Below are 24087 nucleotides of genomic sequence, written 5' to 3' on the forward strand. Positions count from 1 at the left end.
GAGGTAGTCATGCTCGATGCCGCGATGATAGAAAAATGCGCCGATCCCTCACTGACGCCTGCCATTGTCGAGCAATTCGTCCAGGCGGCCGGCTCCTCGGACCCGTTAGCGGTTGCCGTCAAAGCCGGTGGCCGGCTGATCCTCGTCCCGAAGCCGAGAACACCGGACGAGGCGATGGACCTCATCCGTAAATATGTTGGCCAGGCGGTGGTTCGCGTCGGGATCACGCAGGTCCCCGCCGGCATCGGCGTCAAGGATGTCTCTGAGCTCAAGCCTGATCTTGTAGAGGCTTGTGAAAATCTGCGCCTCGGCACGGGGATGTTCGCCAAGGTGGTGAGGATTGTCGCCAAGTGGTACGGCAATCCCACCGACAGGCAAGTCTTTCCGCAGATATTCGAAGATGCCGTCTATGCCTGGAAGACCGGCGAGTTCGAGGGCGTGAGCGTGTTTCGAGCCAAGGACCCTGACGTATCTGTGAAACTGACCGTCCCGCCCGTTGCCGAACAAGACGCCGACACCGACAGCGCGCCGGCCTCTTCGAAGCTCAAGGGCAGCGAGAATGGCGGTCCTGTCGGAACAGCGGAAATGCGGATCGATCTGTCCCGGATCGGCGCTAAATGAGCTTTTGGAAAACGCCTAGGTTTCCGGCAGCAGATAGCGCGTCAGAACGGCGATATCGTCGTCGATGGTCACTTCCAGCACCTCGTTGACGAGATATTGTACCCCTACCAGTTCCCGCGGAATAAGAACAAATAGTTCCCGTTGAAGCGCAGGTAGCACTTGCGGCACGATAATCACGAGACCCGCGTGGAGCCGTTCCTTGGCGTAGAGCTTGCGAAAGTCGCGAGCGTTGTTCGTCACGAAGGTGAAATCTTCCGCGACGATCCGAGGCATCAGGTCCCAGTCGGTCTCGCCGCTTAACCCCAACCAGTTGACGTGAAAACAATCGTGGCCGTGATCTTAAGCCACGGCCACGAGTGATGTGTGGAGGCATTCGTCGATCGGAAATTTTAAGAGGGCTTATCCGACGACTGTGGAACGCGCTCATTTGCTAGCCGAAGACGCTTTTCCGACTTCACCGTCAAGCCCAGCTCCGAAAGTTTGCGTGGCCGTCCTCGAACGGGATGGGCTGCAGTCCAGATGTCAGCAAGCCCCACCATTCGCCCCGTCAGCGAAGGATAGCCTTCGACGATTTCCTCGGTGCTCGCGCCTTGGGCTTTCATCGCGGCAATTGTTCGCACCGGAACGCGAGTTCCCTTAAAAACCGGTTCGCCGCCGACAACTCCTTTGACGCTCTGGATCAATTTTCCAGCCTCTCGAAGCGCCTCTGCGCGCGCGGCCAATTGCTCCCTTGCCCGCGCGACGTCGATGATAAGGTAATCGTCGGCCCTTACGGTATCGGCGCCCGGGTTCTCATCGATTGTGTCGAACATTCGTTTACGGCGCTCGGCAGATAGGATCGATCCAACGCCGTACCAGAGCTTCAAGCGAAGCAGATCCTCTTCAGTAAGAGCTCGGCCCTTGGTGCTGGACGGACGATTGGCGACGATCCGCTTGTCGATCGCGTTGTGCACCGACTTTATCGCAATCTCGCTCACAGCGGCGGCCTCGGCAGGCGTGTAGATGTGTGAGACAGGGACCATAATCATTCTCCTTGAGAAGAATATATAAGGCGGCTGATGCGCGCCGTGAAGCGATGATGTTGCGAGGCAACGATCGAAGCTTCGCGATCGTTGGTGCTGGCCAAGAATTGCGGCATCGACATCGCGCCGGAGCGTTTTGCGAGCTTCATCGAGATGGTGGCGCTCGGTTCCGCCTCAGGGTACCGGCGACCATCGCCGTTCCGAAGCCCGTCCGTCCTCGTCTCGCTCACACCAGGCAAAGCAACTCGCGCGGCGAAAGCTGGGCTTTGGGCGGGCAGCGATCATTTCCATTGCACGGATATTCGACGGATAGCGATCCGCGGGAAGACAACGCTGAACGGGATGCGCCGCCAAGCTTCGAGAAAACCACCTTGTGAATGCGAAATCGTCATCGCTGCCATTGTCGGGAGAAAATCGCGATGGCCCCCGATTGATAGCTGCGGGGCAACAATCTTCGACGATCGTTATTGGACCCCCGGCCGCCGGCTGTCCACCATCCCCACGGCAACAACACAAAAAAAGCGAGACGAGCCATGGGAACAAAGCAAAGCCGGATTCTGCTCTCGGCGATCATGACAGCAATCCTGTCCACCCCCCTGCGAGCAGAAACGCTTGTGGTCAACAGCTACGGCGGCCCCTACGAGGAGATCATAGAAAAAGCGATCATCGAACCGTTCGAGGCCAAGTTCGGGATCGATGTCATTTATGATCCGGTCGGCTCGGCCTCGCAGGACTATGCGAAAATCAAGGCGACCGGGGGCCGACCGGGGTTCGATGTCGTCGTCATGACCGCTTCGCAGTCGGTGCAGGGCTGCCGTGACGGCGTGCTGGAGAAACTTGACGCGGCCACGATCCCGAACCTTGCCAAGCTCATGCCGAGATTGGCGGCCGCGGCCGGTCCCTGCGGTGCCGTGCACGAAGTCCAGTACCTGTCGCTCCTCTACCGGAAGGACAAGCTTGCCACGCCGTCCTCCTGGACGGCGCTCCTCGCCCCAGAGCTGAAGGGCAGGATCGTGCTGCCGACGTTTCAAAACATCATGGCCATCTACCTCGTCGAGATGATGTCCGTGATCAATGGTGGCGACCTTGTCGACAATCTCGATCCGGGTTTCAAGGCCATGGAAGCTGTCGCCAGCCAGTCCATTGGATTCGAACAATCGTCTGCCATTCTTGAAAGCTACATCAAGGACGGCACGGTCTGGGCCATGCCTTTCTGGAACGGTCGCGCTCAACTCCTCGTCGATGCCGGCTTGCCCGTTGACTACATCCGTCCCAAGGAAGGCACCATTCCTCTCATCGCCACGCTAAACGTGCCCGCGGGTGCACAAAACAAGCAATCGGCCATGAAGTTCATCGATTTCTTCCTGGAAAAGACAAGTCAGGAAGCGTGGATCGGTGGCTACAAGGTCGGGAGCGCGCGAACCGACGTAGAGGTCCCCGAGGCGATTCGCACGCGGCAGATCACCTCGGAAGCTGACCTCAAGACCCTGCTTCTTCCGGACCTGTCGCTCGTCGCCGAGCGCCTGCCGCGCTGGGCCGAGCAGTGGGACCGCGATGTCGTTCCCCAGGCAGACTGAGAGGTCGCGATGAACACCATCACACTTGCGGTTCCGGCGGCGTCTCTATCTCCAATCAGGAGATCCTACAGTTACATGGCTTTGTCGCCAGCTGCCGTATTCCTGAGCGTCTTTTTCGCGCTTCCGATGGGACTGATGATCGGCATCAGCTTTTCACAAGAGGAAGTCGGTGGATTTTCCGTCGAGAGCTACCGACGGTTTTTCACCGACGGACTTTCGGTTGCTGGATTCTGTCGCACGGCCATCATGTCCGGACTCGTTGCGATCGCGGTTACTGTGCTGGGGTATCCGGTCGCCTATTTTCTGGCTCGTTCCAGGAGCCGGTGGCGCGCGGTCGTCTTTGCCCTTGCGCTGGCACCGGAACTTGCGGGCGTGGTGCTGCGGACCTACGGCTGGCTCATCATTCTGGAAGATCGCGGCTTCATCAACGATGTTCTCCTTGACCTCGGTCTTATTTCGTCGCCGCTCCCGCTTTCGAAGAATCTCTTTGCCGTCGTCGTCGGCCTGACCCACGTCGTGTTGCCGTTCGGCATTCTCTCGCTGATGACCAGCATTCAGGGCATCGACGAAAGTCTCGAGCGCGCGGCGCAGATGCTCGGTGCCTCGCGCGTCTCCGTCGTCCGCCACGTCATCGTTCCGCTTTCCGTTCCGGGAATTGTCAGCTCGCTGCTGCTTTCGTTCACCATGGCCGCGAGCGCCTACGCGACACCAGCACTTCTCGGCGGCGCCGGTTTCAAAGTCCTGGCGACGATGATCTCCGAGCAGGTCCTCTTCTACGTCGACTGGCCCTTTGCCGCCGTCATGGCCAATGCGCTTCTCCTTCTGATGCTGGTGATCTCGTTCGTTGGCGTGCGGTTTGAAACGCGGCACCGTACCAAGCGAAGCGGCGCCGGGAGGGCCACGGCATGAACTGGTTCCTCTCGGTCCTCTTCCGGCTCATGCTGGCCGGTGTGCTCACCTTCATCACGCTGCCACTTGCCGTCGTCATAGCGGCCTCGTTCAGCCCGACCTCCGCGGTGACGTTCCGGCCGTGGGAGTGGACGGCGCGGTGGTACGGCGACCTCGTCTCGCAGCGCTGGCTCCTGCCCTTTCTGCTCAGCGTCAAGGTCGCGGTGATCGTCTCTATCGTCAGCGGCATCATCGGCGTCATGGCAGCCTATGCCATCGTCTATGAAAAGATTCGCGGCAGTGAAGCGGTGATGTCGGTGCTTCTCTCGCCGCTGTCGGTGCCGCAGATCGTCAAGGGCGTAGCGATCGTCCTGTTCCTGTCGCTGGTCGGGCTGCAGTCCTTCCTTGGCACGCCTGCGCTGATCGCCGCCCACATCGTCCTCGCCCTGCCATTCGTCGTGAGAATGGTGGCGACGTCTATTGCGAACTTCGACCGCAATCTGGATCGGGCGGGTCAAATCCTGGGGGCGAGCAAGCGGCAGCGGGTGCAGCACATTCTTTTGCCAGCGATCAGGCCTGGTGTGCTGTCAGGCATGACCTTCGCCTTCATCATCTCCTTCAACAACATTCCGCTGTCGGTGTTCCTGGTTCGACCAGGCGATACGACGCTGCCGATCACCGTCATCAATTACCTCGAATACAGCCTCGATCCGGTGATGGCGGCGGTCAATGTCGCGTCGATGATTTTCATCCTCGCGGTGATCTTCCTTTTTGAAAAGATCGGCGGCTTTTCCGTCAAACTCCATGGTGGCAGCAAATGAGCAGCATCGATATTGAACTCGTCTCCGTCAGCAAGTCCTTCGGGGCGATCTCCGTCGTGAAGGACATCAGCTTGCAGATCCCGCAGGGTGAGTTCGTCAGTATTCTCGGACCCTCCGGCTGCGGGAAGACGACAACGCTCAACATGATCGCCGGCTTCAACCAGCCGTCGTTCGGCGATATCAGGATCCGCGGGAGGAGCCAGGGCCGCGTTCCACCAGAACGGCGAAATATCGGACTGGTGTTCCAGAACTACGCGCTTTTTCCGCACATGACGGTCGCCGACAACGTCGGTTTTGGCCTCAAGATGAAGAGCGTGGCGCGATCGGAGATCGAAAGCGGCGTGGCGTCGGCGCTGCGAAGTGTTCATCTTGAAGACTACGGCGCGCGCTATCCGAGGGAATTGTCGGGTGGACAGCAGCAACGCGTGGCTCTGGCGCGTGCCATTGCGCCACGCCCATCCGTCCTGCTCCTCGACGAGCCGCTCTCGAATCTCGATCTGAAGCTTCGAGAGGCCATGCGGCTCGAACTGAAGGAACTCCAGCAGCAGCTGGGCATGACGTTCGTCTACGTGACGCACGACCAGGAAGAAGCGATGGCGATGTCCGACCGGATCGTGGTGATGTGGCAGGGGGTCATTGCCCAAACGGGCGGGCCTGCTTCGATCTACCGTCATCCGGCGAGCTCATTCGTGGCGGATTTCATCGGGAAATCGAACATCCTCACCATCGAAGGGACGAGTGAGCAGGAAGCCACCCTCGACCTTCACCTGTCCGGGAGCGCGATCAGCTTGCGGGCGAAGCGCCCGCCGAACCGTCAGCAAGCCCGCTTCTGCTGCATCCGGCCCGAAGACATCGCGGTGCTGAACAACACCGGCGACGCCGGCGGGTGCGGCGTCAATCGTCTGTCCGGAACCGTCCGCCGGGTCATCAACCTCGGTCCGTCGCTGGAGCTCGCGGTCGAGATCGATCCGCAGGTCGTCTTGACGGTGCTCACACGCTCATCGCTGTCGGCCTCACTTCCAGTTATCGGCGACGTCGTTGCGCTTTCCATCGATCCAGACGACATCCAGGTCCTGCCGGAATAGCCGATGGCGATCGATACGCTACGCCTATCAATCCGATCCAATCGATATTGGTGATGCGTCGCTCGCCTGCCCTACGATCATCGCGACCTTAGAGGAAGGTCAGCAACAGGAGTTTTAGGAATGCTCACCAAAATAAGGCTTCGCGCCGTTCAGCATGCCAGCAATGTCTGCGGCGATATCGAGGGTTTCGACTTCAATGACTATGACGCCGACGACGTCGCGGCGGTGCGAAAGTTCTGGCTGCAATACGGCGTCGTCCGTTTCAAGAAGGCCGGCATCACCGACGCCCAGCAGGTGCAGTTCTCGCGTCACTTCGGCGAGTTCGTCATCCATCCCAAGCAATTGCAGGAAGGCGGTCATCCGACCCACCCGGAAATCCTCGTCATCAGCAATGCGATGAAGGATGGCAAGCCAAGCGGTGCGATGGGCAATAGCGAGGCGACGTGGCACACCGATACGTGGTTCTACGAACGCCCGCCGGCGGGCGCGATCCTGCGTGCCGTCGCTGTTCCGCCTTCAGGCGGCGACACTTATTTCCTCTCGACCTATATCGCTTATGACACGCTGCCGGCTCCTCTAAAGAACGCCGTCGATGGGCGCCAGATCTTCTTCCAGAACGTCTACGACAAGACGGGCAAGCTCAGGCTTGGCAAGTCCACGCCGAAAAGCCAGGACTTCCGCGAATGGAGCGGCATCGTGCATCCGTTGGTGCGCACACATGGTGAGACAGGCCGCAAGGCGCTTTACCTCGGCGGAACGACTGAAGGCGCGTGGATCGTGGGCATGAGCCGCGATGAGAGCGACGCGCTGCTCGCCGAACTGTGGGATCACACGACGAACACGAAGCACATCTTCGTGCAGCAATGGGATGAGGGCGACATCATGATGTGGGACAATCGTTGCACCATGCACCGCCGCGACTCCTTCGATCCCGCGTCCATCCGGATCATGCATCGCACCACCACTTCCGGCGAACGGCCGGTCTGAGCCGATCCAGGCCTACCGACCGAACAGCGAGAAAGCCCAATCGATGACAGCGTTCTATCAGATGATCGACAGAAGCCCTCCCCTGCCCGCTGACCTGATCGAGCGACTGTCATCGGTTGACACGGCGACCATCGGCCATGTCGAGCACCTGGGATTTGTCGGCGGTGATATCCGACCCGTATTTCCTGCCCGCGTGGCCGGTGCCGCCTTCACCGTCGCGGCTCCAGGCCGTGACGGCGTCATCATCTACAAGGCGATCGATCTACTGTTGCCCGGCGACATCCTGGTGATCTCGCGCGTCGATCGCGACGACATCGCCTGTGTCGGTGGTGGTGTCGCTGCCGCCGCAAAGGCCAAGGGGGCTGCGGGCATCGTTATCGACGGTCCGTGCACGGATGTCGATGAAATCATTGCCACCGGCGTTCCCGTCTGGTGTCGCGGCGTCTCCGCCAAAACCACGAACCGCCAGTTTCAGATCGGTGGCTCGCTCAACGTGCCAATCGCCTGCGGCGCGGTCGCGGTTCTGCCTGGCTATGGGGTGCTTGCGGACAATGAAGGTGTGTTCGTGGCCGATCGCAACCGCTTGAGGATCCTTGCTGACGCGGCATTGGAGCGCCAGAAGCGCTCGGTGGCTGTCCGGTCTCATTTGGCCTCCGGCCGGTCGATCTTCGACTTTGACGAGGAGCCGAGGTCTTGAAAATCGCCCTCGTTCAAATGAGTTCGCAGCCCGATCGGGCCTATAATCTTGCCGAAGCCGCGCGGCTGATGCGCGAGGCTATGATCGGCAGACCCGACCTGATCGTGCTGCCGGAACATTTCGACTGGCTTGGCGGGACGGTCGCCGACAAGAGGCGCGCGGCGGACCGCATACCAGGTGGCGAAGCATATGTCCTCGTTCAGCGGTTCGCAAAGGACAACGCGGTCTGGGTCCATGCCGGTAGCCTGATGGAGCGCCGCGGCCAGGATCACCGTGTCTACAACACCACCGTCGTGTTCAACGCCAAGGGCGAGGAGGTCGGCCTCTACCGAAAAATTCACCTCTTCGACATCACCGCGCCCGATGGAAAGACCTATTCCGAGTCTGCTGCCGTGGCGCCGGGGCGCGATCTGTTCATCTATGAACTCGACGGCCATCGGATCGGCTGTGCAATCTGCTACGACCTGCGTTTTTCGCGCCTGTTCGATCGCCTCGCCGAGGAAAAGGTCGATATCTTCGTCCTGCCCGCTGCTTTCACTTACCAGACCGGGCAGGCTCATTGGGAGGTGCTGTGTCGGGCACGCGCGATCGAATTCCAAGCTTATTTCGCGGCCTGCGGACAGTGCGGAAGCTATGCGATGCCGGACGGGGAACTCCGCCGGACCTTCGGTCATTCCATGGTGTGCGATCCGTGGGGGCAGATTGTGGCGCGGGCCGAAAACGACGTCTGCGTCCTTGTGGTCGAAATCGACCCCGCTCGACTGCCTGAGGTTCGGCGCCTGATCCCGATGGCCGAGCACCGCGTTTTGCTCGCGGATAGGCAGGTTCGCCTGTCCCCCGGCACCAAGTCAAGACGTTGAGATATCAACGCCGCGGCTCGTCGATGCGGCCAAGTTCGACGTGACCGACCTCGAGCGCCCGGTCGAGTTCGTGGAGCGTCACGATCATTGGATTGGGGCTTTCCTCTCTCCAGATCGCTCAAAGACCGCTAGCTGAAGCCACGCCGCGATTCGACCTCCTCCGCGTCAGTCCCTTTTTGCGGCGCTGGCGCGCAAAATTCCGGCCGACCGGTTCCGGCGGACGTGCCTCCAACGTCGCCGAAACTTTACCTTCTCTTTATCGACGATGCTGAAGCTTCATCAAAGCTTGATCTAGCGGTTCGCAGGCAGGTGCTAGGTTCCGCCTCGAGGAACGACGTCTTGTCGTTGGAGGAGACCATGTTCGACAATGCCACGGACTGCAATGTCCGCTTTCTGACCCGCCAGGACCTGCAGTCGGCCGGCGCGGAACTCACGATCGCGGAAATCCATGCAGCCACGGATGCCGCCTGGGCGGATATCAAAAGCGGGAGGACTGTCGGAGGAAAGGCCGTCCTCTCGCTTCCAGAGGAGGAGTTCTGGCAGCGGCAGAGCGTCGCCCCGTTCAGGCGTGACTTCGTCGACGAGCGCCTCGGCTGGAAATTGTCGGCTCTCTATTGCGTCAATCCGACCCATGGCGGCGTCAAGATCATCGGCGCAAACGCCTTCAATCGGCATCTTGGCCTGCCTCGCTCGACGTCGACCTTCGTCCTTTTGGAAAAACGGACGCTTCGGCCCTTGGCGATACTCGACGGGACGGGGATTTCCGCTCTGAGAACCGGCACCTATGCGTCGAAAGTGGCTGAGCTGTTTGTTCGCTGCCGGGTACCTGTGTCGGGCTTCATTTTCGGATCGGGACCCGTCGCCCGAAGTGTGGTCGAGTGCCTTGATTTCGCCTGTTCCGACCTGATCGGAGACATCTTCATCCGCAGCCGATCGATTGAAGGCGTGGAAAGACTGCTGTCGGACTTCGCTGACCGGACGTCGTTTCGGCTTCATGCCGTAACCGACAACCAAAGACTGAAGGAATGCGCCCTGCTGATCACCGCCACGAATGCCCGCCAGCCGCTGTTTGAGGACGAGGAGTTAAACAGGGGGGCTGTGACGCTTCATCTTGGCGGAGACGAAGTGCCTGAAGCCTATCTGCAGCGAGCCTTGAAAAGCGGGACCGTCGTCTGTGACGACATCAAGACGGTCTCGCGCAGGAACTCGCAAAGCATTGCCCTCCTCTTCTCCCGAAAAGGGCTTTCTCTGGAGGAGATCGGTCCGTTGCTTGGCGTGAGGGAGCTCTCCGCGCCGAACGACTGGGTCCGGGAGGCGGACACGCCGGTTTGCGTAACCTGCGTCGGCCTGCCGATGCTCGACCTTTATGCCGTGCAAGCGACCTATGAAAAATATCTCGCTCGCACGCAGGAAAACACCTGAAGGGCTGTCTGAGCTTATGAAGACGCCGACAGATCCCATGTACACCACGCACCTCCTCGCCGAGCACGTCCATTCGCTCTCCTCAGCTCCGCCCCCGGTCAGCACCCGTGATACCGCCTTGCGTTGCATTCTCGATCTTATCGGGGCGGCGGTTGCTGGTGCTGCGCTTCAGTGCAGTCGTGCGGCCCGTAATAGCGCTACCGCCCTCTTCGGCAAAGGCGAGGCGGCCATTTGGATGACGGATCGGACCGTGATGCCCATCGCAGCCGTGATCGCCAACGCGACCGCGGCCTCTGCGCTCGACCTGGACGACGGACATCGCGCAGCGCGCGGACATCCGGGCGCCTGTGTCGTTCCCACCGTCTTGACCTTGGCGCCGTTTGCCGGCGTCTCAGCCGATGATGTCCTGTCGGCAATCGTTTCGGGTTATGATGTCGGCGTCAGAGTGGCCGCGGCCCAAAATGCCGAAGGGATTCAGACCCGGCAGTCGGGACGGTGGGCCGCATTGGCCGCGGTTGCGGCAGCGGCGTCACTCTTCAAGGTCGAGCCGGCCTTGATCGCGCAGGCGCTTTCGATCGCCGGCGTGCTTGCCCCCAATCAACAGGCCAATGGAAGTTCAGGCTACTCCCGGCTCACGGGCAATGACGTCAAGGAAGGGATTCCCTGGAGTGCCGCCACCGGTCTTATGGCGCTCGACCTCGCCCGCAACGGCTATACCGGGCCGGAAGATCTCCTCGATCATCCCGGCTATTACGACCGGCAGAGGATACTGGAAGGACTGGGGCAGCGTTTTGAAATTTGCGGCACTTATTTCAAGCCCTATGCCTGTTGCCGCTATATACACCCGGCGCTCGATCGCCTCTTCGATCTTGTGAAGGCTCACGAACTGAGGGCCGCGGACATTGTCTCGGTGGAGGTAGAGACTTTCGGCTGGGCGCTCAAGCTCGGCAACCTGCTTTCGCCCGCGAACCTTGTCGACATTCAATATAGTCTTCCCTATTGCGTCGCCATTGCCGCGATCGAGGGCCGCGGCGCCCTTGCTCCCGTCAGCGAGAGCCTTCTCAATCGGCCGGACTTCACTCACCTCGCGCGTCAGGTGAGGATCACCGTCAATCTTGAGATCGACGCGCTCTTTCCCGCCGAGACTCTGGCGAAGGTGACTGTCGAGACACGGCGGCACAAATACGTCTCGGCACTGGATGGCCCGTCCGGCGATCCCCAGCGTCCGATGGACTGGCGGGCGATCGAAGAAAAGTTTTTGCGCGTCACGCGGCATGTCCTGTCGCCTTCCAAGCAGGGGGCGATCATCGATGGCGTCCTCGGCCTCGCGGCTGGAGAGCTGGACCCACTTCTGCGGCATCTGCGTTCGCCAGGCTAGGACACGGCATCGAGCCGATGCCGACCACTATCCTTGTCGTCAGATGAAACTGACGCAATGACGGGCATTGCCCTCGGCGGTTGACACCCAATTGCGCAAGCGGTCAAAGGCGCCGAGGTCGGCGTCCAACGCCCCGTTAACGGCCCGCTGCCATGGCGTAAGCGTGCAAATCCCCAACCCCCATCGCCGCGTTGAACACCACCAGCTCTCCGTTTGCCACGACATGGCGGACTCGACCGAGATTGTGGTTCTCAACGATGACCACGTCGGCGCGTTTACCCGTTTCCAGCAAGCCACGATCGGCTGCAAGCTCCGGGAGTGTTTTCGAGACGTTGCCGGTCGCAAGCGCGATTGCGGCCGGCAGCAAAAGCTGGCTCTTGCGCACCATTCGCTGGATGGCCGACAGAATACTATCCCAGTCTCCGCCGGCAAAGTCTGTCGATAGGGTATCGACGAGCCCCGCTTCGACCAGAGCATCGATATTTGCGGTGTCATTGCGCCAGCGGGTTTCGATGCAATCGAGCGTCGAGACGTCGATGGCGACGCCGCGCTCCCTCAGTTGCAGCCCGAAACGCACTGCCTCTTCGGGAAGGAACATCGGGTGGTTCGAATGCCCAGCGATGATGCGGGCCTTCGGATATGTCTCCGCAAGCTTCAGCAGCGTTGCCGCGGTGGGTGCCGCATTGTGAAAGATCGCCGGAAAATTGAGTCGTTCAGACGCTGCCGCGATCTCGTCAAAACCCTTCAGTGACAGCGCCACGGGCGGCATCACCGTGTCGCGGATCAGCTTTGTGAGGTCGGACGTACAAATTTTAGCGGCGAGACCGCACTCGATTAGAAGAGCATTGAGTCGCGGAAGATCGGGCAAGCCACGATCGAGATAGCGGCCGAGCACGGCTTCCTTGAGTGCGCGCGCCTCCTTCGGATGGATTGATGTTCCCGTAGCGGCCTCTATAGCCGCAGGTATAAAGCGATAGTCCTGCGCCCCGCCACCAAGCGTCTGCCCGCCGCCTGCTTCTCCGAGTGCCTTTGCGCCTTTGGCGACCATGTCATCGATGCGGGCGATCTTGTGCCGCTCCGATAATCCGCCACCATCAATCGCGATCGCCGCGGCCAGATTGCTCGTGGTATGCGCCGTCGTCAGATGGATATCCATCGCATGGCGCTGGTTCGAGGGGCCATCGATCTCATCCGGCAGCGCTAGGCCGCAGACGTTGAGCAGGGTGGTTGTTCCGGACAGAAGATGTCTGTTTCTGAAGTAGTCGACATCCGTGGGCCGGACGGGCACCGACCCGCTCGGCATGGACGGGCCGTGGATGCACCCATGAGCATGCGCATTGACGATACCGGGAATGACCGTGCATCCGGCGGCGTTGAGGACGACAGCCTCGCTTCGGGCATCGGCCTCACCTGGCGCGACGTCGATGATCCTTGTCCCACGGATGCGCACGACCCCCCGCTCGTGGAGCGTGGTTCCATCGCCGGTGACGATTCGTCCGCCGACGATGACGATTTGAGTCTCAGGGGGCATTTGACGGGGCCTCCGTTTCCGACCAGCCGGTTGCCACGAGCCCATAGCCGACACCGCGAACCGTCCTGATCGGGTCGGTGGGCGCGACCGCCGTCAGTGTCTCACGCAGCCGACCAATGTGAACGTTGATGGTTTTTGGATCGACGAAGACACCTGCCGGCCAGGCTGCCGACGCGAGCTCATGCCTCAGATAGATGCGCCCGGGGTCCTTGAGCAGATGCAGCAGAATGGCGAACTCGAGACGCGGGAGGTGCAACTCGACGCCCCGCCTCCAGACCCGCCGCGCCAGCACATGCATTTCGATGTCGCCGCATGACAATAGCTCCTGCGAAGCGCCTAACTGTGACGAAAGCGGGTGCAATGCGCGCAGGAGGTGGTCCGGTGAAACAGGCCGCACGAAGCTTTCGTCGGCGCCGGCATTGATGAAATCGGCATATTGCCTGGCGGAGTTGGCGCCGACCAGCGCGATGACCTTCAGTCCAGCCGTCGTCGCATCGCCTTTCAAGCTTCCGCAGGCGGAAACCGAATTCGCCACCCTGCCATCGATCATGACGCCCCGCACTCCAGCGGTCCTTGCCGCTGCGATCGCCTCATTCGCGCTGGTCGTCAGGAGCGTCTCAAAGCCGGTCTGCCGAAGTATATGGCGGGCAAACAGGCTGAAATCTGCGTCCGTTGAACCGATGACAATAATCGGCTTCACAGGGCATTCACCGGGGGCTGAGCGGAGTGTGAGGCCGTACGATCCCACGGTGTCTGAGGAAATTCAAATGCTGTGTGCGCCTTGCGTATTAAGAATTATGTCCCGCCTTCCGCGCTGCTTCGCCGATTGATCGTGATTTCGCATGGATGCCCTTCGAGCAGAATTGGAAAGCCCAGGCGAACCCGCGCATCTTCGTTCCATCAGCGACAATCGGAGATGAAAATGAGTGTGGCACGATCGCTCAGCATGAAGAGCTTGGATGATGCTTCGCCTTCACCGTCGAATGGCCCGTCCTCCCCGCAGGCAGGCGTCAGCGGATCTGCCTGTCTCGACTGCGTTGCCTGCCGGCGGCGTCTGTCGGGAAATTGTCCACTGCTTGAACTTCCTGAGCGGCGGCAACAGTCCCGGGCGGGCTCCGGCTGCCGATTGACGAGGTCAGATCGCGTCATTGACGTCTGAAGCACGCCTGTTGCCATCCCCGGTCTATGAGGCGAGGCTGTCAATGCCCGCAAAATTGCAGGTTGGCATCGCCAACCCAACCTGCGATTTCTTCAGCATCGGCGACGTCAATGCACATGCCGATAGCGCGCCAGGAAACTGTGGACGGCGGGAGTGGGATCGGGCACCGGAAAACCGCATCGAGAGAAGAAAACGGAGATCGTGATCGCGGCTGGAGGCGGGGACGTCGGGCAGATGCTATCGGAAGCGATTATCCACAAGGGCATGGTGGCTACGACTGTCACCTTTGCGCGGGCGCGTGCCCTCATCAGCCGGCACCTCTTTGATTTGATGATCCTCGACGCCGTCGTCCGGGCCGAAGATGCGCTTCGTCTGTGCCGGCAAATCCGCGCCGTCAGCACGATCCCGATCATCGCAGTCGTTGCGCAAGGGCGTGAGGACATCATCCTTGCCGCTTTCGAAAGCGGAGCCGATGATTGCATTTCCAGTCCCTTCGGGACCAGGGAAATGATTGCCCGGATCCGCAGCGTGTTGCGGCGGGCATCACGTGATCGCGTGATACATAGCCTGTCAAAGCCCTTCCGATTCAATGGGTGGCGCCTCGACTCATGGCAACGCGCATTGCGACGACCGGATGGGACAGTGGTTGAGGTGACGGCGGCCGAGTTCGACCTGCTCGTCGTCTTTTGTCAAAACCCCGGCAGGATACTCAGCCGGGAAGAATTGCTTGCCTCCACTCACGCAGGCCTGGCCGGCCCGATTGAACGGAGCATCGACGTCCACATCAGTCGCTTGCGCCACAAGATCGAGGACAATCCCCACAACCCCATCCTCATCAAGACCGTGCGGATGGGTGGCTATTTCTTTGCCGCGGTTGTTGAAGCCGATGGATAGCGAATTTGCCGGGGTAAGTGCTCTTCGGTTAGGGGGCGATGTCACGTTGTTTCATCAACGCCCGGACAAGGCTTTTATCTGGCCTCAGACTGTTGCACCGGCGGCCGATTTTACGCCTCGGTTAGAGAGGGCGACGGCAAGGATGCGTCCACACACGGCAGTGCTTAAGCGCCGCGGCGTTACGTCGAGACGTACTGGCGCGAGCCGGCCCTGCGGTCTGCACTCACGGGCGCCAGCTGAGCGAGGTACGTCGGTCCGTCGGAAAGCCCCGTAATCGGTGGCTGAGCGTTCCGGCGAGTAGGGCGTGACTCACACAGATCTTGCGGGAATGGCTGCTTGTGGCGCGACTATGAACTTTAGGTCATCGCCAATGTCGGCTCCCGGGGGCCAACACGAGGGCGCAAAGCGGTCGTTGAGCGTGAACCGCAGTTGGCATCGAGCGGATGCCGGACCAGCTTCTTCGCCTTGAAGAGATCAGAACCTACGGCCTGTCACTGAAATCGGCTAAATGCTTACACTGTCGCCCGCAATCGCCTAGAAGATCGCTCTGAGCGCTTCGGCGAGCCGGCCGAATTCGCAAAGACTGTGCTGTTTCTAGCAAGCGAAGACTCGTCTTACACAACGGGCAGGGAACTGAGCGGGCGGCCGCTATTCTATCTGAGGAACGCGCCCAAATTCACCAAGCGCTTCTCGCAGCTTAGGCACAGCGAAGTCAATGAACCGACGTCGCTTTAAAGGCATGTTGTTTCGGGTAAGATGGACGATGTGAACCGGGATCGCTTCAACTTCATACTCTTGCAAGATATAGGTCAGCTTTCCCGCTTTGATAGCAGCATCGGCGTCGTGCTCCAGCACGACGGTTGCGCCGATACTGTCAATGCTGCGTCGACGGCAGCGTCCGGCGACGATACCAGCAGCCTGGGCAGCCAGGGCGAGAGGTTGGGGCTATCGAAGACAACGATCATCGAGCCGTGCAAAATGCCCGCCTTGAACGATGTGAGAGGCCTACACCTGATAACTTCATCCAAGTAACGAGATCCCGCGCTCCGAGCATCACTTGAACGCCATATCAAGCGCGCTTAAAAACTCGAGCATGAGGTCATTGACGGCACGCTGGCGCAAAATCCGGGCTTCTCTGATTTCCGTGTCGTCTGCAGCACCTTCAATTTCGAACTGCGCCACGGCAACGTTGCCTTCGCGCAGGTAGCCTTCGTCTGGCTCCGGATCACAAAAACGGGTGAGCAATATCGTCAGTGCACGTTCGATGACCTCCCGATCGCTTCCCTTCAGAGCCTCTTGGAATTTGGCGATTGCACCGGCGAGCCCGCCTTCTCCGTGTTCGAGGCAGTAGACGAGATCGTGCGCATCTTTGCGCTCACGCCGGTGATCAAAGGCAAACACATTGAGGCATGTGAATGCCACGATATCGGCGTAGGGGATGGATTCTGTCGAGCGGCCTTTTTCACCCAACAGATCAGCGGTGACTTCCATCCGATCGTGGTGCCCGAACACGAGCGACGCGTGAGGGATATTCACCGCAGAAACATTTCCTTCCGTCGGCAGTTCCTGCAATGCGCCACCCCGGAGCTTCGGATCGTCTGCCAAGAACTCCAGAATGACGAGAATGCCGTGCTCGGTCATGGTCTGCCAACGCCAGTTGACCTTATTGCCCTTGTCATTTCGCGCACGCTCGAAACCCATTTTTTTGAGGTTCTGCTCGAGCGTCCGGTATGCCTCGGTGTCGGCGAGGATCGACAGATCGACGACGACATCGATATCGCCGGTTCCTGCATGAGGCGGGACGTCAGGCGGCCTCTTGGTGACGATGTAGCGCGGTGCAAGCCCACCGACCAGAAAGACGGAATCACGCCAGGGGCCGAGGCCGCTGAAGAGCGTAACCAGGACGCGCTCGCAGTCGCGGGTAACATCGGCACTGTATTCAGTCAGTATCTGGGGCTTTGTCATTCGGGTACCGCGAGTTTTGTCAGCCGAAGATGGTCGGCCAGTTCCTTCGAGCGACCGCTGTCAAGCTGCAGGAGGTCGAGGTAAGTTTGAAGTGGATCTGTGACCCAGACATGACCGACCCGTTGGCGAAACAGAAAGTCATGCCGTGGATTAGAGTCTATAACTCCCAGATTCCAACCCTCTTTGACGGCCTTTGCTCCCAGTTTTCGAAGAAGGCTTTCGCCGCCATGATCGATGCGACAATGGATTTGGGATATTTTCGAGAGGTGCGGTGCATGGATCTGCCCGGCCATGAGCCCGGAAATTTCGTAGCGAACTCCCGTCTCATCGCAGATGCGGTCAATCTCATGGATCGCCTCATCGATATTGGTCATCCGCATATAGTACGAGCGGAGCGGCTTCGGCTTGATCGAAGCGACATAGGAAGACCACTCGTCAAGTAGCGCGCGCGGATTGGAGAGTATCCTTTCCTTCGATGGACCGGCACCCTTGGAGCTCACCCATTCGCGGCGCTCTAGATCGATAAGAACCTGGGATGCCGTTGTCGGAGATACGGATGCCCGCTCGGCCAGTTCATGCACACCGAACCATTGGTCCTTAAATGTCCAGACGGCATGGAGGGCCTGTGCGCGACTTCCAACGAACAGATTGTTGAGCGATCGAGCCTGCTGCTTCGAGGCTGGCTTTTCGACGAGAACAAAGAGATTGTCGGCCGAAAGATAGAGACTGCCGCTACGATCGAAATAACCGACCTTCTCCTCGCGCAGGAGTGCACGTGCACCTGGGGAAATGGTATTGGCCATCAATAAGGGGAGAACTCTGGAATTGCCTGGCGGCATGGCGGCAATGTATTTCTTCAGCTGCCAGATTGCTTCCCTGACGTCTCTTGGAAAAGCTGATCTTTTGACCTCGACAACAAGTTTGAGAGGCGCATCAAAAAATCGCGCATCTATAAGGAAATCTGCGTGAGAGTTTCCCATCTGCGGCTCAAACATGGGCTGGGACGTGATTTCCCCGCCTGCCTTCGTGAGGCTAGCCGTCAACTCACTCAACATATCGAAAGCTATGGACTGTTCCAAAGATATTCCCTGCGCAGCAAATATTACCCTTATGCCGCATATCCGCGAAAATGTCTATATGTACTGCGCAGCAAACAAATGAAAACCCCCTGTGCAAGGTCCGGCCTGCGCGGCAAGTACGCATTACCAGGTAAGCAAATACCTGATTTGAAATCGAATTCACGTAGCAACGGGATCAAGCGAAACTCATAGGGGGGACCAGCCGACGGCGGATTTCAGCTGCTGGCAATCGGCAACACGGTTCCCGCATACTAGTGGTCGAATTCCACATGATCGCCATCGGCGAACTGATCAAGTACCCAGCACACCATCCCCGAAGCAAGCCCCAACCGCGGGCCTGTGCTACTACAACTGCAAACGTTCCAGGCACGTAAGGGCGGGCGTGAGCCCGGCTCTGTGAACGAGCATGAAGTGGCGCGAACGTTTCAGTGTGCGGTGCCTGGTTTTTCGTTTGCCCTCACAATGGCGTCCGCTTCCGATGAAGGTGGATGGCGAGGGCTGAGCGTTTCTGGTGCGGCGGGACGAAGAGATTTCGGACTGCTGAAAAGACTGAGATGAAACGTTGCAAGCCGCCGGTATATCGAAATCCCTGTATCATTCGTTCTCGTTTTCGAAGTGGCACGTGAGAATTTTCAGAGGACGGTGCTGTCCGCGGGCGCCGCAAGCTCGTCGCGGCCTGCTTGGGGCGAGACAGCGACATTATTAAGTTTTGTTGCTCGGGGCGCCAACAGGTTGCAGGACATTTGTGACACATCTAAACCGATCAGCGCAGACGTCACGCAAATACGTCCAGTTTGAGTTTGAAAATCACCAAGGAACATACTCATTGCTGAACGCCATCGCCGATGCCTTGCCCGGGCCGCCAGTCAGATTTCCAGGGAGCACGTGATCCCATGCATGGAAGTTCGCTTTTCGACAGATTGATCGACGCGACGGTCGCCGCCGCCAACGAACATTCCCTCAAGACGGCATTGAGCGACGTTGCCCGAGCGCATGGATTTGAGCGGTTTGCCTACCTTAATCTCCATACCGCAAAGAGCTTTGCCGTTTCAACCTACCAAAAGGAATGGCAATCGCTCTATTTCTCCCGTTCTTATATGGCCATCGATCCTGTGGTGACCGCAGCCAAGCGACTGAGGCGGGCTTTCAGGTGGTCAGCCGATTTCGAACGCCGGCGCGCGGACGATGGCATCAAGGAATTCTACGATACCGCGGCTGAATTCGGGATTCGGTCAGGTCTGTCGATCCCCATCTGGACGGGGTTTGGCCAGTTTGCCATCTTGACGCTGGCCTCAGCCAGGCACCTGGAGACCTCGGGACCGGACGATCTCGACACGGTCGGCGCAGCTGGCGCGGCGGCACTGATCCATGCCCGGCTCCAGGGTACGACCACGCCGACCCAAAGACCGGACTTCATCTTTTCCGATCGCGAGGCGCTTTGCCTGCGATGGGCGGCCGAAGGCCTTCCGATGCACTCCATCGCCGATGTGACGGGCCTGACCTATCACACCGTGCGCTGGGACCTCGATCGGGTAAAGGCCAAGCTTGGCGTCTACACCCAGAAACAGGCCGTGGCGGTCGCAAGCCGGTTCGGGCTGATCTGACGGGCCTAGCTGGCGCGCGTATAGATCAGTTGCGATAAGGGCCTGGGAAAACGACGTCCTGGTCGACCAGCACGTTGAACTTGTAGCCGGGTCTGATCTGAAGTGTCGGCTGGACGTCGAGGTTTTTGCCCACGCTCCGTTCGGATAACCGTCCGAAAACATCCGCGAAATTCCGCCGGGCAGCGTCCGAGGCGGTATCCTCCGTCGAACTCTCCGGCATGGCCATATCGACCCCTGTGCCGATAAGAGCGATGAGAACCGCCGAACCGAACGTTTGAAGGTAATGTCGGTCGACTTGGTCTCGAAAGCCGCCGTAGCCTTCAGCGTCGGTCCCCGCCATGCCGCCGAGCTGAAGGGTCGAGCCGTTGGGAAAGATGATATCGGTCCACACGACCAGCACGCGCGACTGACCGAAAGAGATCTTGTGATCGTAGCGGCCAAAGAGCTTGGCACCTTGCGGGACGAGCAACTGGTGGCCGGTGGCGCTGTCGTAGACATTCTGGCTTGTCTGGGCGGTAATCCGCCCCGGAAGATCGGAGCTTATGCCGGTAATCAGCGTGGCGGGGATGACCGAACCGCGTTTCAACTCGTAGCGTGAAATCTGAGGCACCACCTTGTTCGGCAGATAGCCGAGATCCTTGATGTCTTGGTTGAAGAATGATTCTTTCGCTGACTGCATGTTGGGATCGCCGTTTTGCCCTGAAAGTCCTGCCTGCATCGCCGCGGCGTACAGGTCTGAGGCCCCGCCAGGTGTTTTTGCGCTTTGGGTATTCGCCTGCGTCGTATCGGCGGCGGAAAGATCCTTTAGACTGACATCGACGGCAAGTGGTGAATCAAGTGCTGCGGCTTTGGCTTGAAGACTTGCCATTTGCTGGCGATGGCGCTCCCGCAGGAATTGCTCTTTCTGCTCACGCCCGAGGCGGGCAAGCCATTCTTCCTCCGGCTCGAGACCGGGCTTATTGCGCGCCCTTTCGGTCTTTTCGGTTTCGACCGTGTGTTGCGACTTCTCCTCTTGCCTGTTGCTGACCGGTGCCGGCTGATAGATCTGTGTCTGCTCGGGATCGCCGATGATGGCATCCTTGACGCCTCGCTTCAGCTGATCGGCATAAGTGGAGGCCGACGCATTCGAGGCCTGACCAATGCCATCCGCCCCTTGAAAATAAAACCCGCGGGACGAAAGACCGTAGCTGATCACGCCGAGAAAGAGCACGATCAGGGCGATGGCGATGATGATCGGGATGCGGTTCAGCCGCTTGTTGCTGCTGTCCTTGTTTGAAGCGCCGCCAAGCTGAAGCGATTGGACCACCCCCCTCTCCTCCCCTAATTGCGCCTGACAGAGACGGGGCTGGCCGGCGATGCGCCGGTCGCGCTAGTGGCGTAAGCCCGCGCGAGTTCAATCGAACCTGCCGATATCGAAACAAGCGCCTGCCCCTCAAGGTCGTCGACGCCATAGGTTAGCGCGACCATGCGTTTCGTCTCGTCGAGCTTCTGCTCCGTCACGACCTCGTAGCCCCATGCCTTCAGGGCGGCTTCCATGGCCTGCCCGAAGGGCGTGGCGTCCTCGTTCCATTTGACCTTGTTGATCCCCGGGCCCACCTGTTCCGCAAGCCGACCGACCATGTCGCCTGCGATCGCACTGGCGGCAGGGTCGGAGAGGTCGCGCGAGACTGAGCTAGCGGTAGGGCCGTCGGTGGCGGTCGTGCAGCCTGCAAGCAGGCACCCGATGACGGATAGTAGGAGGCTTCGCATGGTCACCCTCCCCTGCGAATGGTGATCTTCTGTTTGTGCTTTCCAACACCGGAGATGAGAACCGCGCGGTCGATATTATAGTCCACTACCATCATGTCGTTCTTCATACGGTAGTTGACGACCCGATTTTGGCCGCCTGAGACGACAAAAAGCACCGGCGCGTCCTGACCGGCGATCGAGCGGGGAAACTGGATGTAGGTCTTCAGGCCGTCCGAATAGACGCGCATGGGCTTCCACGAGGCTTTGCCGCTAACCGAATAGGCGAAGGTCAATTGCTCCGACGGGACGCCTGCTCCCGGCGTCCTTCCAGCTTCGAGACGGGCGTTGACATCGGCAAGCTTGCTCGACACATCCTCCGGATAGTCGAAGCCGACGCGCGCCATGTACTGGCTCGTGTGTGATTTGAGCTGGATATGATAGGTCCGGCGCGAGGTCGTCACCACCATGGAGGTGACGAGGCCTGGTTCCGACGGTTTGACGATGAGGTGGATCGCCTGGCCGCCCGCGGCGCCGGACGTTGCCGGTTCGACCTTCCATCGAACGGTGTCGCCGACAAGCACATCGCGAACGACCTCGCCGCCCTGAAGCTCGATGTCGCAGACCTGCAGCGGCGAACACACCACCGACGGCTGAGTTTCTCCAAACAGGAAGATGACCTTTCCATCCGCCCCCTTGGTGACGAGCCCCGTGCCCCCGCGCCACTTTCCTGAGAGGTTCGCGCCCTTTGCTTCGTTTGCGGTCATGCTCTGCGCCTTGGCTTCGTTTGTCGCAAAGACGACGACCCAGGCGCAGCCAAGGGCCGCGAGATATGTTGCTCTTCTCATCGACGTATCCCTGTCCTCAAAGCTGCGCGGTCCACTCGAAGTCTTTCAGATAAAGACCGATCGGATTAAGCCTGATCACGCCCTCGTCCTGTGGTGCCGTCAGCGTAACGGTCGCAATCCCGCGGTATCGGCGTGTTCCGGTTTCCTTTCCCTTCCTATCGCGCTCGAACTCCGTCCAGTCGATCTGGTAGGACTGGTTGGAGAGGGCGACGATGTTGCTGACTTCGATCGCAACTGTCGCGTTCTTGGCTTTCTCGAACGGCGAATTGCCGCGGAACCAGGCGTTGATTTTCTCGGTCGACGGATCGGATGTCCGAAGCAGCGCATACGTCCGATCGATGTATTGCTTTTGAACGACGGCGTCTGGCGTCACCGACCGGAAGCTCGTGACGAAGCCACCGAGCGTGGCGCGAACCACCCGCGGGTCGGCATATTCGATCTGCTGAGGAAAACCCGCGCTGACCGAGGTCCCAAGCTTGTCGACCTCGACGATATAGGGGACGAGTTTGACCTGCGTGCTCAAATAGAGCGCATAGACGAAGCCGATCACGGCCATTGCCAGTGCGATCATGCCGACAACGCGCCAGGCCGCCGCCGCCCTGACATAGGAACCATATCGTTCGTTCCATTCCTGCCTGGCGGCGAGATATGGGTTCTCAGGGGCGCGTTGCATTGCCATCGACCGATCCTTGCGGTGATTATTTTTTGTCGTCGCGGAGCGGCGACGGGCGTAAACCGCCGCGTGCCTGCGCCTGATCGAGTTTCGCATTGGCGAGGCCAAGAAGAGAGCTGGCATGGGCGCCGGGTGAGCCGATCGCCTTTTCCTTGGCCGCGGATCCGACCGCTTCGCCCGTCGCGCTCAATCCCGCACCCACGCCGCGCAAGGCAGCGCCCGCTATGGACGCACCCTCGGCACGCGCAGCACGCGCGGCGGCAAAGCCCGCGCTGGCGCCACCGCCAGCTAGAATCCCTGCGCCCAGTGCGAATGATCCCGCCTGCCCGCCATGGCGGATCACCTCCATGCCGCCGCTGACGGAGACGCCTTGGACGACACCCTGCAGAATGTTTGGGACGTAGATTGATATCATGAAGACGACAACTGATAGGCCAGCGATCGCCAGGCTGGTGATGAGTTGCTGTTCAGCCGCGACCGACACCTCGGCCAAGCCGATGAGAACCTCCGAGCCGATGCGCGCAATCATTACCAGTGCCATCAGCTTCATACCGACTGAAAACGCATAGACGAGATATTTGACCGCGAAGTCCTTGGTGAAGGATGAACCACCTAATCCAAGCATGATCATGCCGGCCAACAAGCCTACATACATTTCGACGATGACAGCGACGAACACCGCGGCGACGAGCGAGAACGCGATGACAACAACAACCATGGCGAAGACGGCGGCAATAGCCAGAGAGTTGTCCTCAAAGAGGCCGAACTGAACCTGTTCGGACATTTTGTCCGCGACCTCTATGCCAGCGTCGAAGATCGCGGCCGGAGAAGCGGAGCCACCTTCCGCGCCCAACTGGTATAGGCTGTCCACCACCGCCTTGGCGAGGGCTGGTCCCCGATCCAGGATAAAGGCGAAGAGACCGACGAACATGATCCGGCGAACGAGTTCCGCGAACCAACTATCCAGTGACGCAGCTTGCAGCGCCAGCCATACGGCTGCTATTCCAATTTCTATCCCAGCCAGTATCCAAAAGAGCGACCGAGCTGCCCGTGACACCGTCGACTCCCAATCCTTCGCGGCACTAACCACCTGGTTTTCCAACGTCGAGAGCACCGATCCTTGCTGGGCGAAGGCTGGCCCTACCGCCACGATCGCAAGGCCGATCGCAAGCATGATCAATCCGAGTGTTCGTCCTGAGTTTACCACCTTGTCCGCATCTCCTGTCCTTGCCTCAGATTCCGTTTCGTCAA

Annotated in this window: 24 protein-coding genes and 2 pseudogenes; 13 read left to right on the forward strand and 13 right to left on the reverse strand. The window is 59.7% G+C overall.

Annotation, left to right across the window (positions count from 1 at the left end; all coding sequences use genetic code 11):
* The first annotated feature begins 9 nt into the window (after nucleotides 1-9).
* Nucleotides 10-621, forward strand: a complete 612-nt coding sequence (locus AC245Y_RS34815) for a TraH family protein (protein ID WP_017997467.1) — start codon at nucleotides 10-12, stop codon at nucleotides 619-621.
* Between the two features lie 15 nt (nucleotides 622-636).
* On the opposite strand, the pseudogene AC245Y_RS34820 reads toward AC245Y_RS34815, so the two are convergent.
* Nucleotides 637-1002 (reverse strand): annotated as a pseudogene (locus AC245Y_RS34820) (DUF5615 family PIN-like protein).
* Nucleotides 1003-1010: 8 nt separating this feature from the next.
* A complete protein-coding gene (locus AC245Y_RS34825) occupies nucleotides 1011-1643 on the reverse strand; it encodes a DUF433 domain-containing protein (RefSeq protein WP_012760264.1) in 633 nt (210 codons plus the stop codon).
* Between the two features lie 93 nt (nucleotides 1644-1736).
* On the opposite strand from AC245Y_RS34825, the gene AC245Y_RS34830 reads away from it, so the two are divergent.
* The 10 genes from AC245Y_RS34830 (at nucleotide 1737) to AC245Y_RS34875 (ending at nucleotide 11358) form a co-directional block, all read left to right on the forward strand.
* Nucleotides 1737-2219 (forward strand): hypothetical protein, encoded by a 483-nt coding sequence (locus AC245Y_RS34830; RefSeq protein ID WP_172643747.1) that lies wholly within the window; start codon nucleotides 1737-1739, stop codon nucleotides 2217-2219.
* Nucleotides 2177-3220 carry an ABC transporter substrate-binding protein gene (locus AC245Y_RS34835; protein WP_017997464.1) on the forward strand — a complete coding sequence of 348 codons (1044 nt, stop codon included), beginning with the start codon at nucleotides 2177-2179 and terminating at the stop codon, nucleotides 3218-3220. The genes AC245Y_RS34830 and AC245Y_RS34835 overlap by 43 nt, the downstream gene beginning before the upstream one ends.
* Before the next feature lie 9 nt (nucleotides 3221-3229).
* Nucleotides 3230-4129 (forward strand): ABC transporter permease, encoded by a 900-nt coding sequence (locus AC245Y_RS34840; RefSeq protein WP_012760262.1) that lies wholly within the window; start codon nucleotides 3230-3232, stop codon nucleotides 4127-4129.
* Entirely contained in the window at nucleotides 4126-4929 is an 804-nt protein-coding gene (locus AC245Y_RS34845) for an ABC transporter permease (protein WP_012760261.1), read from the forward strand. The genes AC245Y_RS34840 and AC245Y_RS34845 overlap by 4 nt, the downstream gene beginning before the upstream one ends.
* Nucleotides 4926-6014 (forward strand): ABC transporter ATP-binding protein, encoded by a 1089-nt coding sequence (locus AC245Y_RS34850; RefSeq protein WP_012760260.1) that lies wholly within the window; start codon nucleotides 4926-4928, stop codon nucleotides 6012-6014. The genes AC245Y_RS34845 and AC245Y_RS34850 overlap by 4 nt, the downstream gene beginning before the upstream one ends.
* 120 nt (nucleotides 6015-6134) lie before the next feature.
* On the forward strand, nucleotides 6135-7001 hold the full coding sequence (locus tag AC245Y_RS34855; RefSeq protein WP_012760259.1) for a TauD/TfdA dioxygenase family protein: 867 nt from the start codon (nucleotides 6135-6137) through the stop codon (nucleotides 6999-7001).
* 43 nt (nucleotides 7002-7044) lie between these two features.
* The gene (locus tag AC245Y_RS34860; protein WP_012760258.1) at nucleotides 7045-7698 is read left to right on the forward strand and encodes an RraA family protein; all 654 of its coding nucleotides are present in this window, start codon (nucleotides 7045-7047) and stop codon (nucleotides 7696-7698) included.
* A 17-nt stretch (nucleotides 7699-7715) separates the two neighbouring features.
* Nucleotides 7716-8558, forward strand: coding sequence for a carbon-nitrogen hydrolase family protein (locus AC245Y_RS34865; RefSeq protein ID WP_017997462.1), 843 nt, complete (start codon nucleotides 7716-7718; stop codon nucleotides 8556-8558).
* A 357-nt stretch (nucleotides 8559-8915) separates the two neighbouring features.
* Nucleotides 8916-9980: an ornithine cyclodeaminase gene (locus AC245Y_RS34870; protein ID WP_017997461.1), complete on the forward strand. Its 1065-nt coding sequence runs from the start codon at nucleotides 8916-8918 to the stop codon at nucleotides 9978-9980.
* 16 nt (nucleotides 9981-9996) lie between these two features.
* Nucleotides 9997-11358 (forward strand): MmgE/PrpD family protein, encoded by a 1362-nt coding sequence (locus AC245Y_RS34875; protein WP_017997460.1) that lies wholly within the window; start codon nucleotides 9997-9999, stop codon nucleotides 11356-11358.
* A 136-nt stretch (nucleotides 11359-11494) separates the two neighbouring features.
* Here the strand turns inward: AC245Y_RS34875 and AC245Y_RS34880 are convergent, their stop codons facing one another.
* Both AC245Y_RS34880 and AC245Y_RS34885 read right to left on the reverse strand, forming a co-directional pair.
* A complete protein-coding gene (locus tag AC245Y_RS34880; protein WP_012760254.1) occupies nucleotides 11495-12889 on the reverse strand; it encodes an amidohydrolase family protein in 1395 nt (464 codons plus the stop codon).
* Complete coding sequence (locus AC245Y_RS34885; protein ID WP_017997459.1) at nucleotides 12879-13589, reverse strand: winged helix-turn-helix transcriptional regulator; 711 nt, start codon at nucleotides 13587-13589, stop codon at nucleotides 12879-12881. Before AC245Y_RS34885 ends, AC245Y_RS34880 begins: the two co-directional genes overlap by 11 nt.
* A gap of 612 nt (nucleotides 13590-14201) precedes the next feature.
* On the opposite strand from AC245Y_RS34885, the gene AC245Y_RS34890 reads away from it, so the two are divergent.
* Nucleotides 14202-14942 (forward strand): response regulator transcription factor, encoded by a 741-nt coding sequence (locus AC245Y_RS34890; RefSeq protein ID WP_020487174.1) that lies wholly within the window; start codon nucleotides 14202-14204, stop codon nucleotides 14940-14942.
* 648 nt (nucleotides 14943-15590) lie between these two features.
* Here the strand turns inward: AC245Y_RS34890 and AC245Y_RS34895 are convergent.
* The 4 genes and pseudogenes from AC245Y_RS34895 to AC245Y_RS34910 form a co-directional block, all read right to left on the reverse strand.
* On the reverse strand, nucleotides 15591-15797 hold the full coding sequence (locus tag AC245Y_RS34895; RefSeq protein WP_210162204.1) for a type 2 periplasmic-binding domain-containing protein: 207 nt from the start codon (nucleotides 15795-15797) through the stop codon (nucleotides 15591-15593).
* A 198-nt stretch (nucleotides 15798-15995) separates the two neighbouring features.
* The gene (locus AC245Y_RS34900) at nucleotides 15996-16907 is read right to left on the reverse strand and encodes a hypothetical protein (RefSeq protein WP_017997456.1); all 912 of its coding nucleotides are present in this window, start codon (nucleotides 16905-16907) and stop codon (nucleotides 15996-15998) included.
* Entirely contained in the window at nucleotides 16904-17986 is a 1083-nt protein-coding gene (locus AC245Y_RS34905; protein WP_026157739.1) for a hypothetical protein, read from the reverse strand. Before AC245Y_RS34905 ends, AC245Y_RS34900 begins: the two co-directional genes overlap by 4 nt.
* A gap of 457 nt (nucleotides 17987-18443) precedes the next feature.
* Nucleotides 18444-18623: pseudogene (locus tag AC245Y_RS34910) on the reverse strand (IS6 family transposase); the annotation flags it as partial.
* A 256-nt stretch (nucleotides 18624-18879) separates the two neighbouring features.
* Here AC245Y_RS34910 and AC245Y_RS34915 point away from each other — a divergent pair.
* Entirely contained in the window at nucleotides 18880-19590 is a 711-nt protein-coding gene (locus AC245Y_RS34915) for an autoinducer binding domain-containing protein (RefSeq protein ID WP_012760249.1), read from the forward strand.
* A gap of 25 nt (nucleotides 19591-19615) precedes the next feature.
* Here the strand turns inward: AC245Y_RS34915 and trbI are convergent, their stop codons facing one another.
* The 5 genes from trbI to trbL are packed head-to-tail and all read right to left on the reverse strand — an operon-like array spanning nucleotide 19616 to nucleotide 24010.
* On the reverse strand, nucleotides 19616-20896 hold the full coding sequence (gene trbI / locus AC245Y_RS34920; protein WP_017997454.1) for an IncP-type conjugal transfer protein TrbI: 1281 nt from the start codon (nucleotides 20894-20896) through the stop codon (nucleotides 19616-19618).
* A gap of 14 nt (nucleotides 20897-20910) precedes the next feature.
* Nucleotides 20911-21339: a conjugal transfer protein TrbH gene (gene trbH / locus AC245Y_RS34925; protein WP_017997453.1), complete on the reverse strand. Its 429-nt coding sequence runs from the start codon at nucleotides 21337-21339 to the stop codon at nucleotides 20911-20913.
* A 2-nt stretch (nucleotides 21340-21341) separates the two neighbouring features.
* Nucleotides 21342-22163, reverse strand: coding sequence for a P-type conjugative transfer protein TrbG (gene trbG / locus AC245Y_RS34930; RefSeq protein WP_012760246.1), 822 nt, complete (start codon nucleotides 22161-22163; stop codon nucleotides 21342-21344).
* Nucleotides 22164-22179: 16 nt separating this feature from the next.
* Nucleotides 22180-22842 carry a conjugal transfer protein TrbF gene (locus AC245Y_RS34935; protein WP_012760245.1) on the reverse strand — a complete coding sequence of 221 codons (663 nt, stop codon included), beginning with the start codon at nucleotides 22840-22842 and terminating at the stop codon, nucleotides 22180-22182.
* 19 nt (nucleotides 22843-22861) lie between these two features.
* Nucleotides 22862-24010 (reverse strand): P-type conjugative transfer protein TrbL, encoded by a 1149-nt coding sequence (gene trbL, locus AC245Y_RS34940; RefSeq protein WP_050563565.1) that lies wholly within the window; start codon nucleotides 24008-24010, stop codon nucleotides 22862-22864.
* Nucleotides 24011-24087: the final 77 nt, after the last annotated feature.

This window comes from Rhizobium sp. SRDI943, assembly GCF_057653695.1.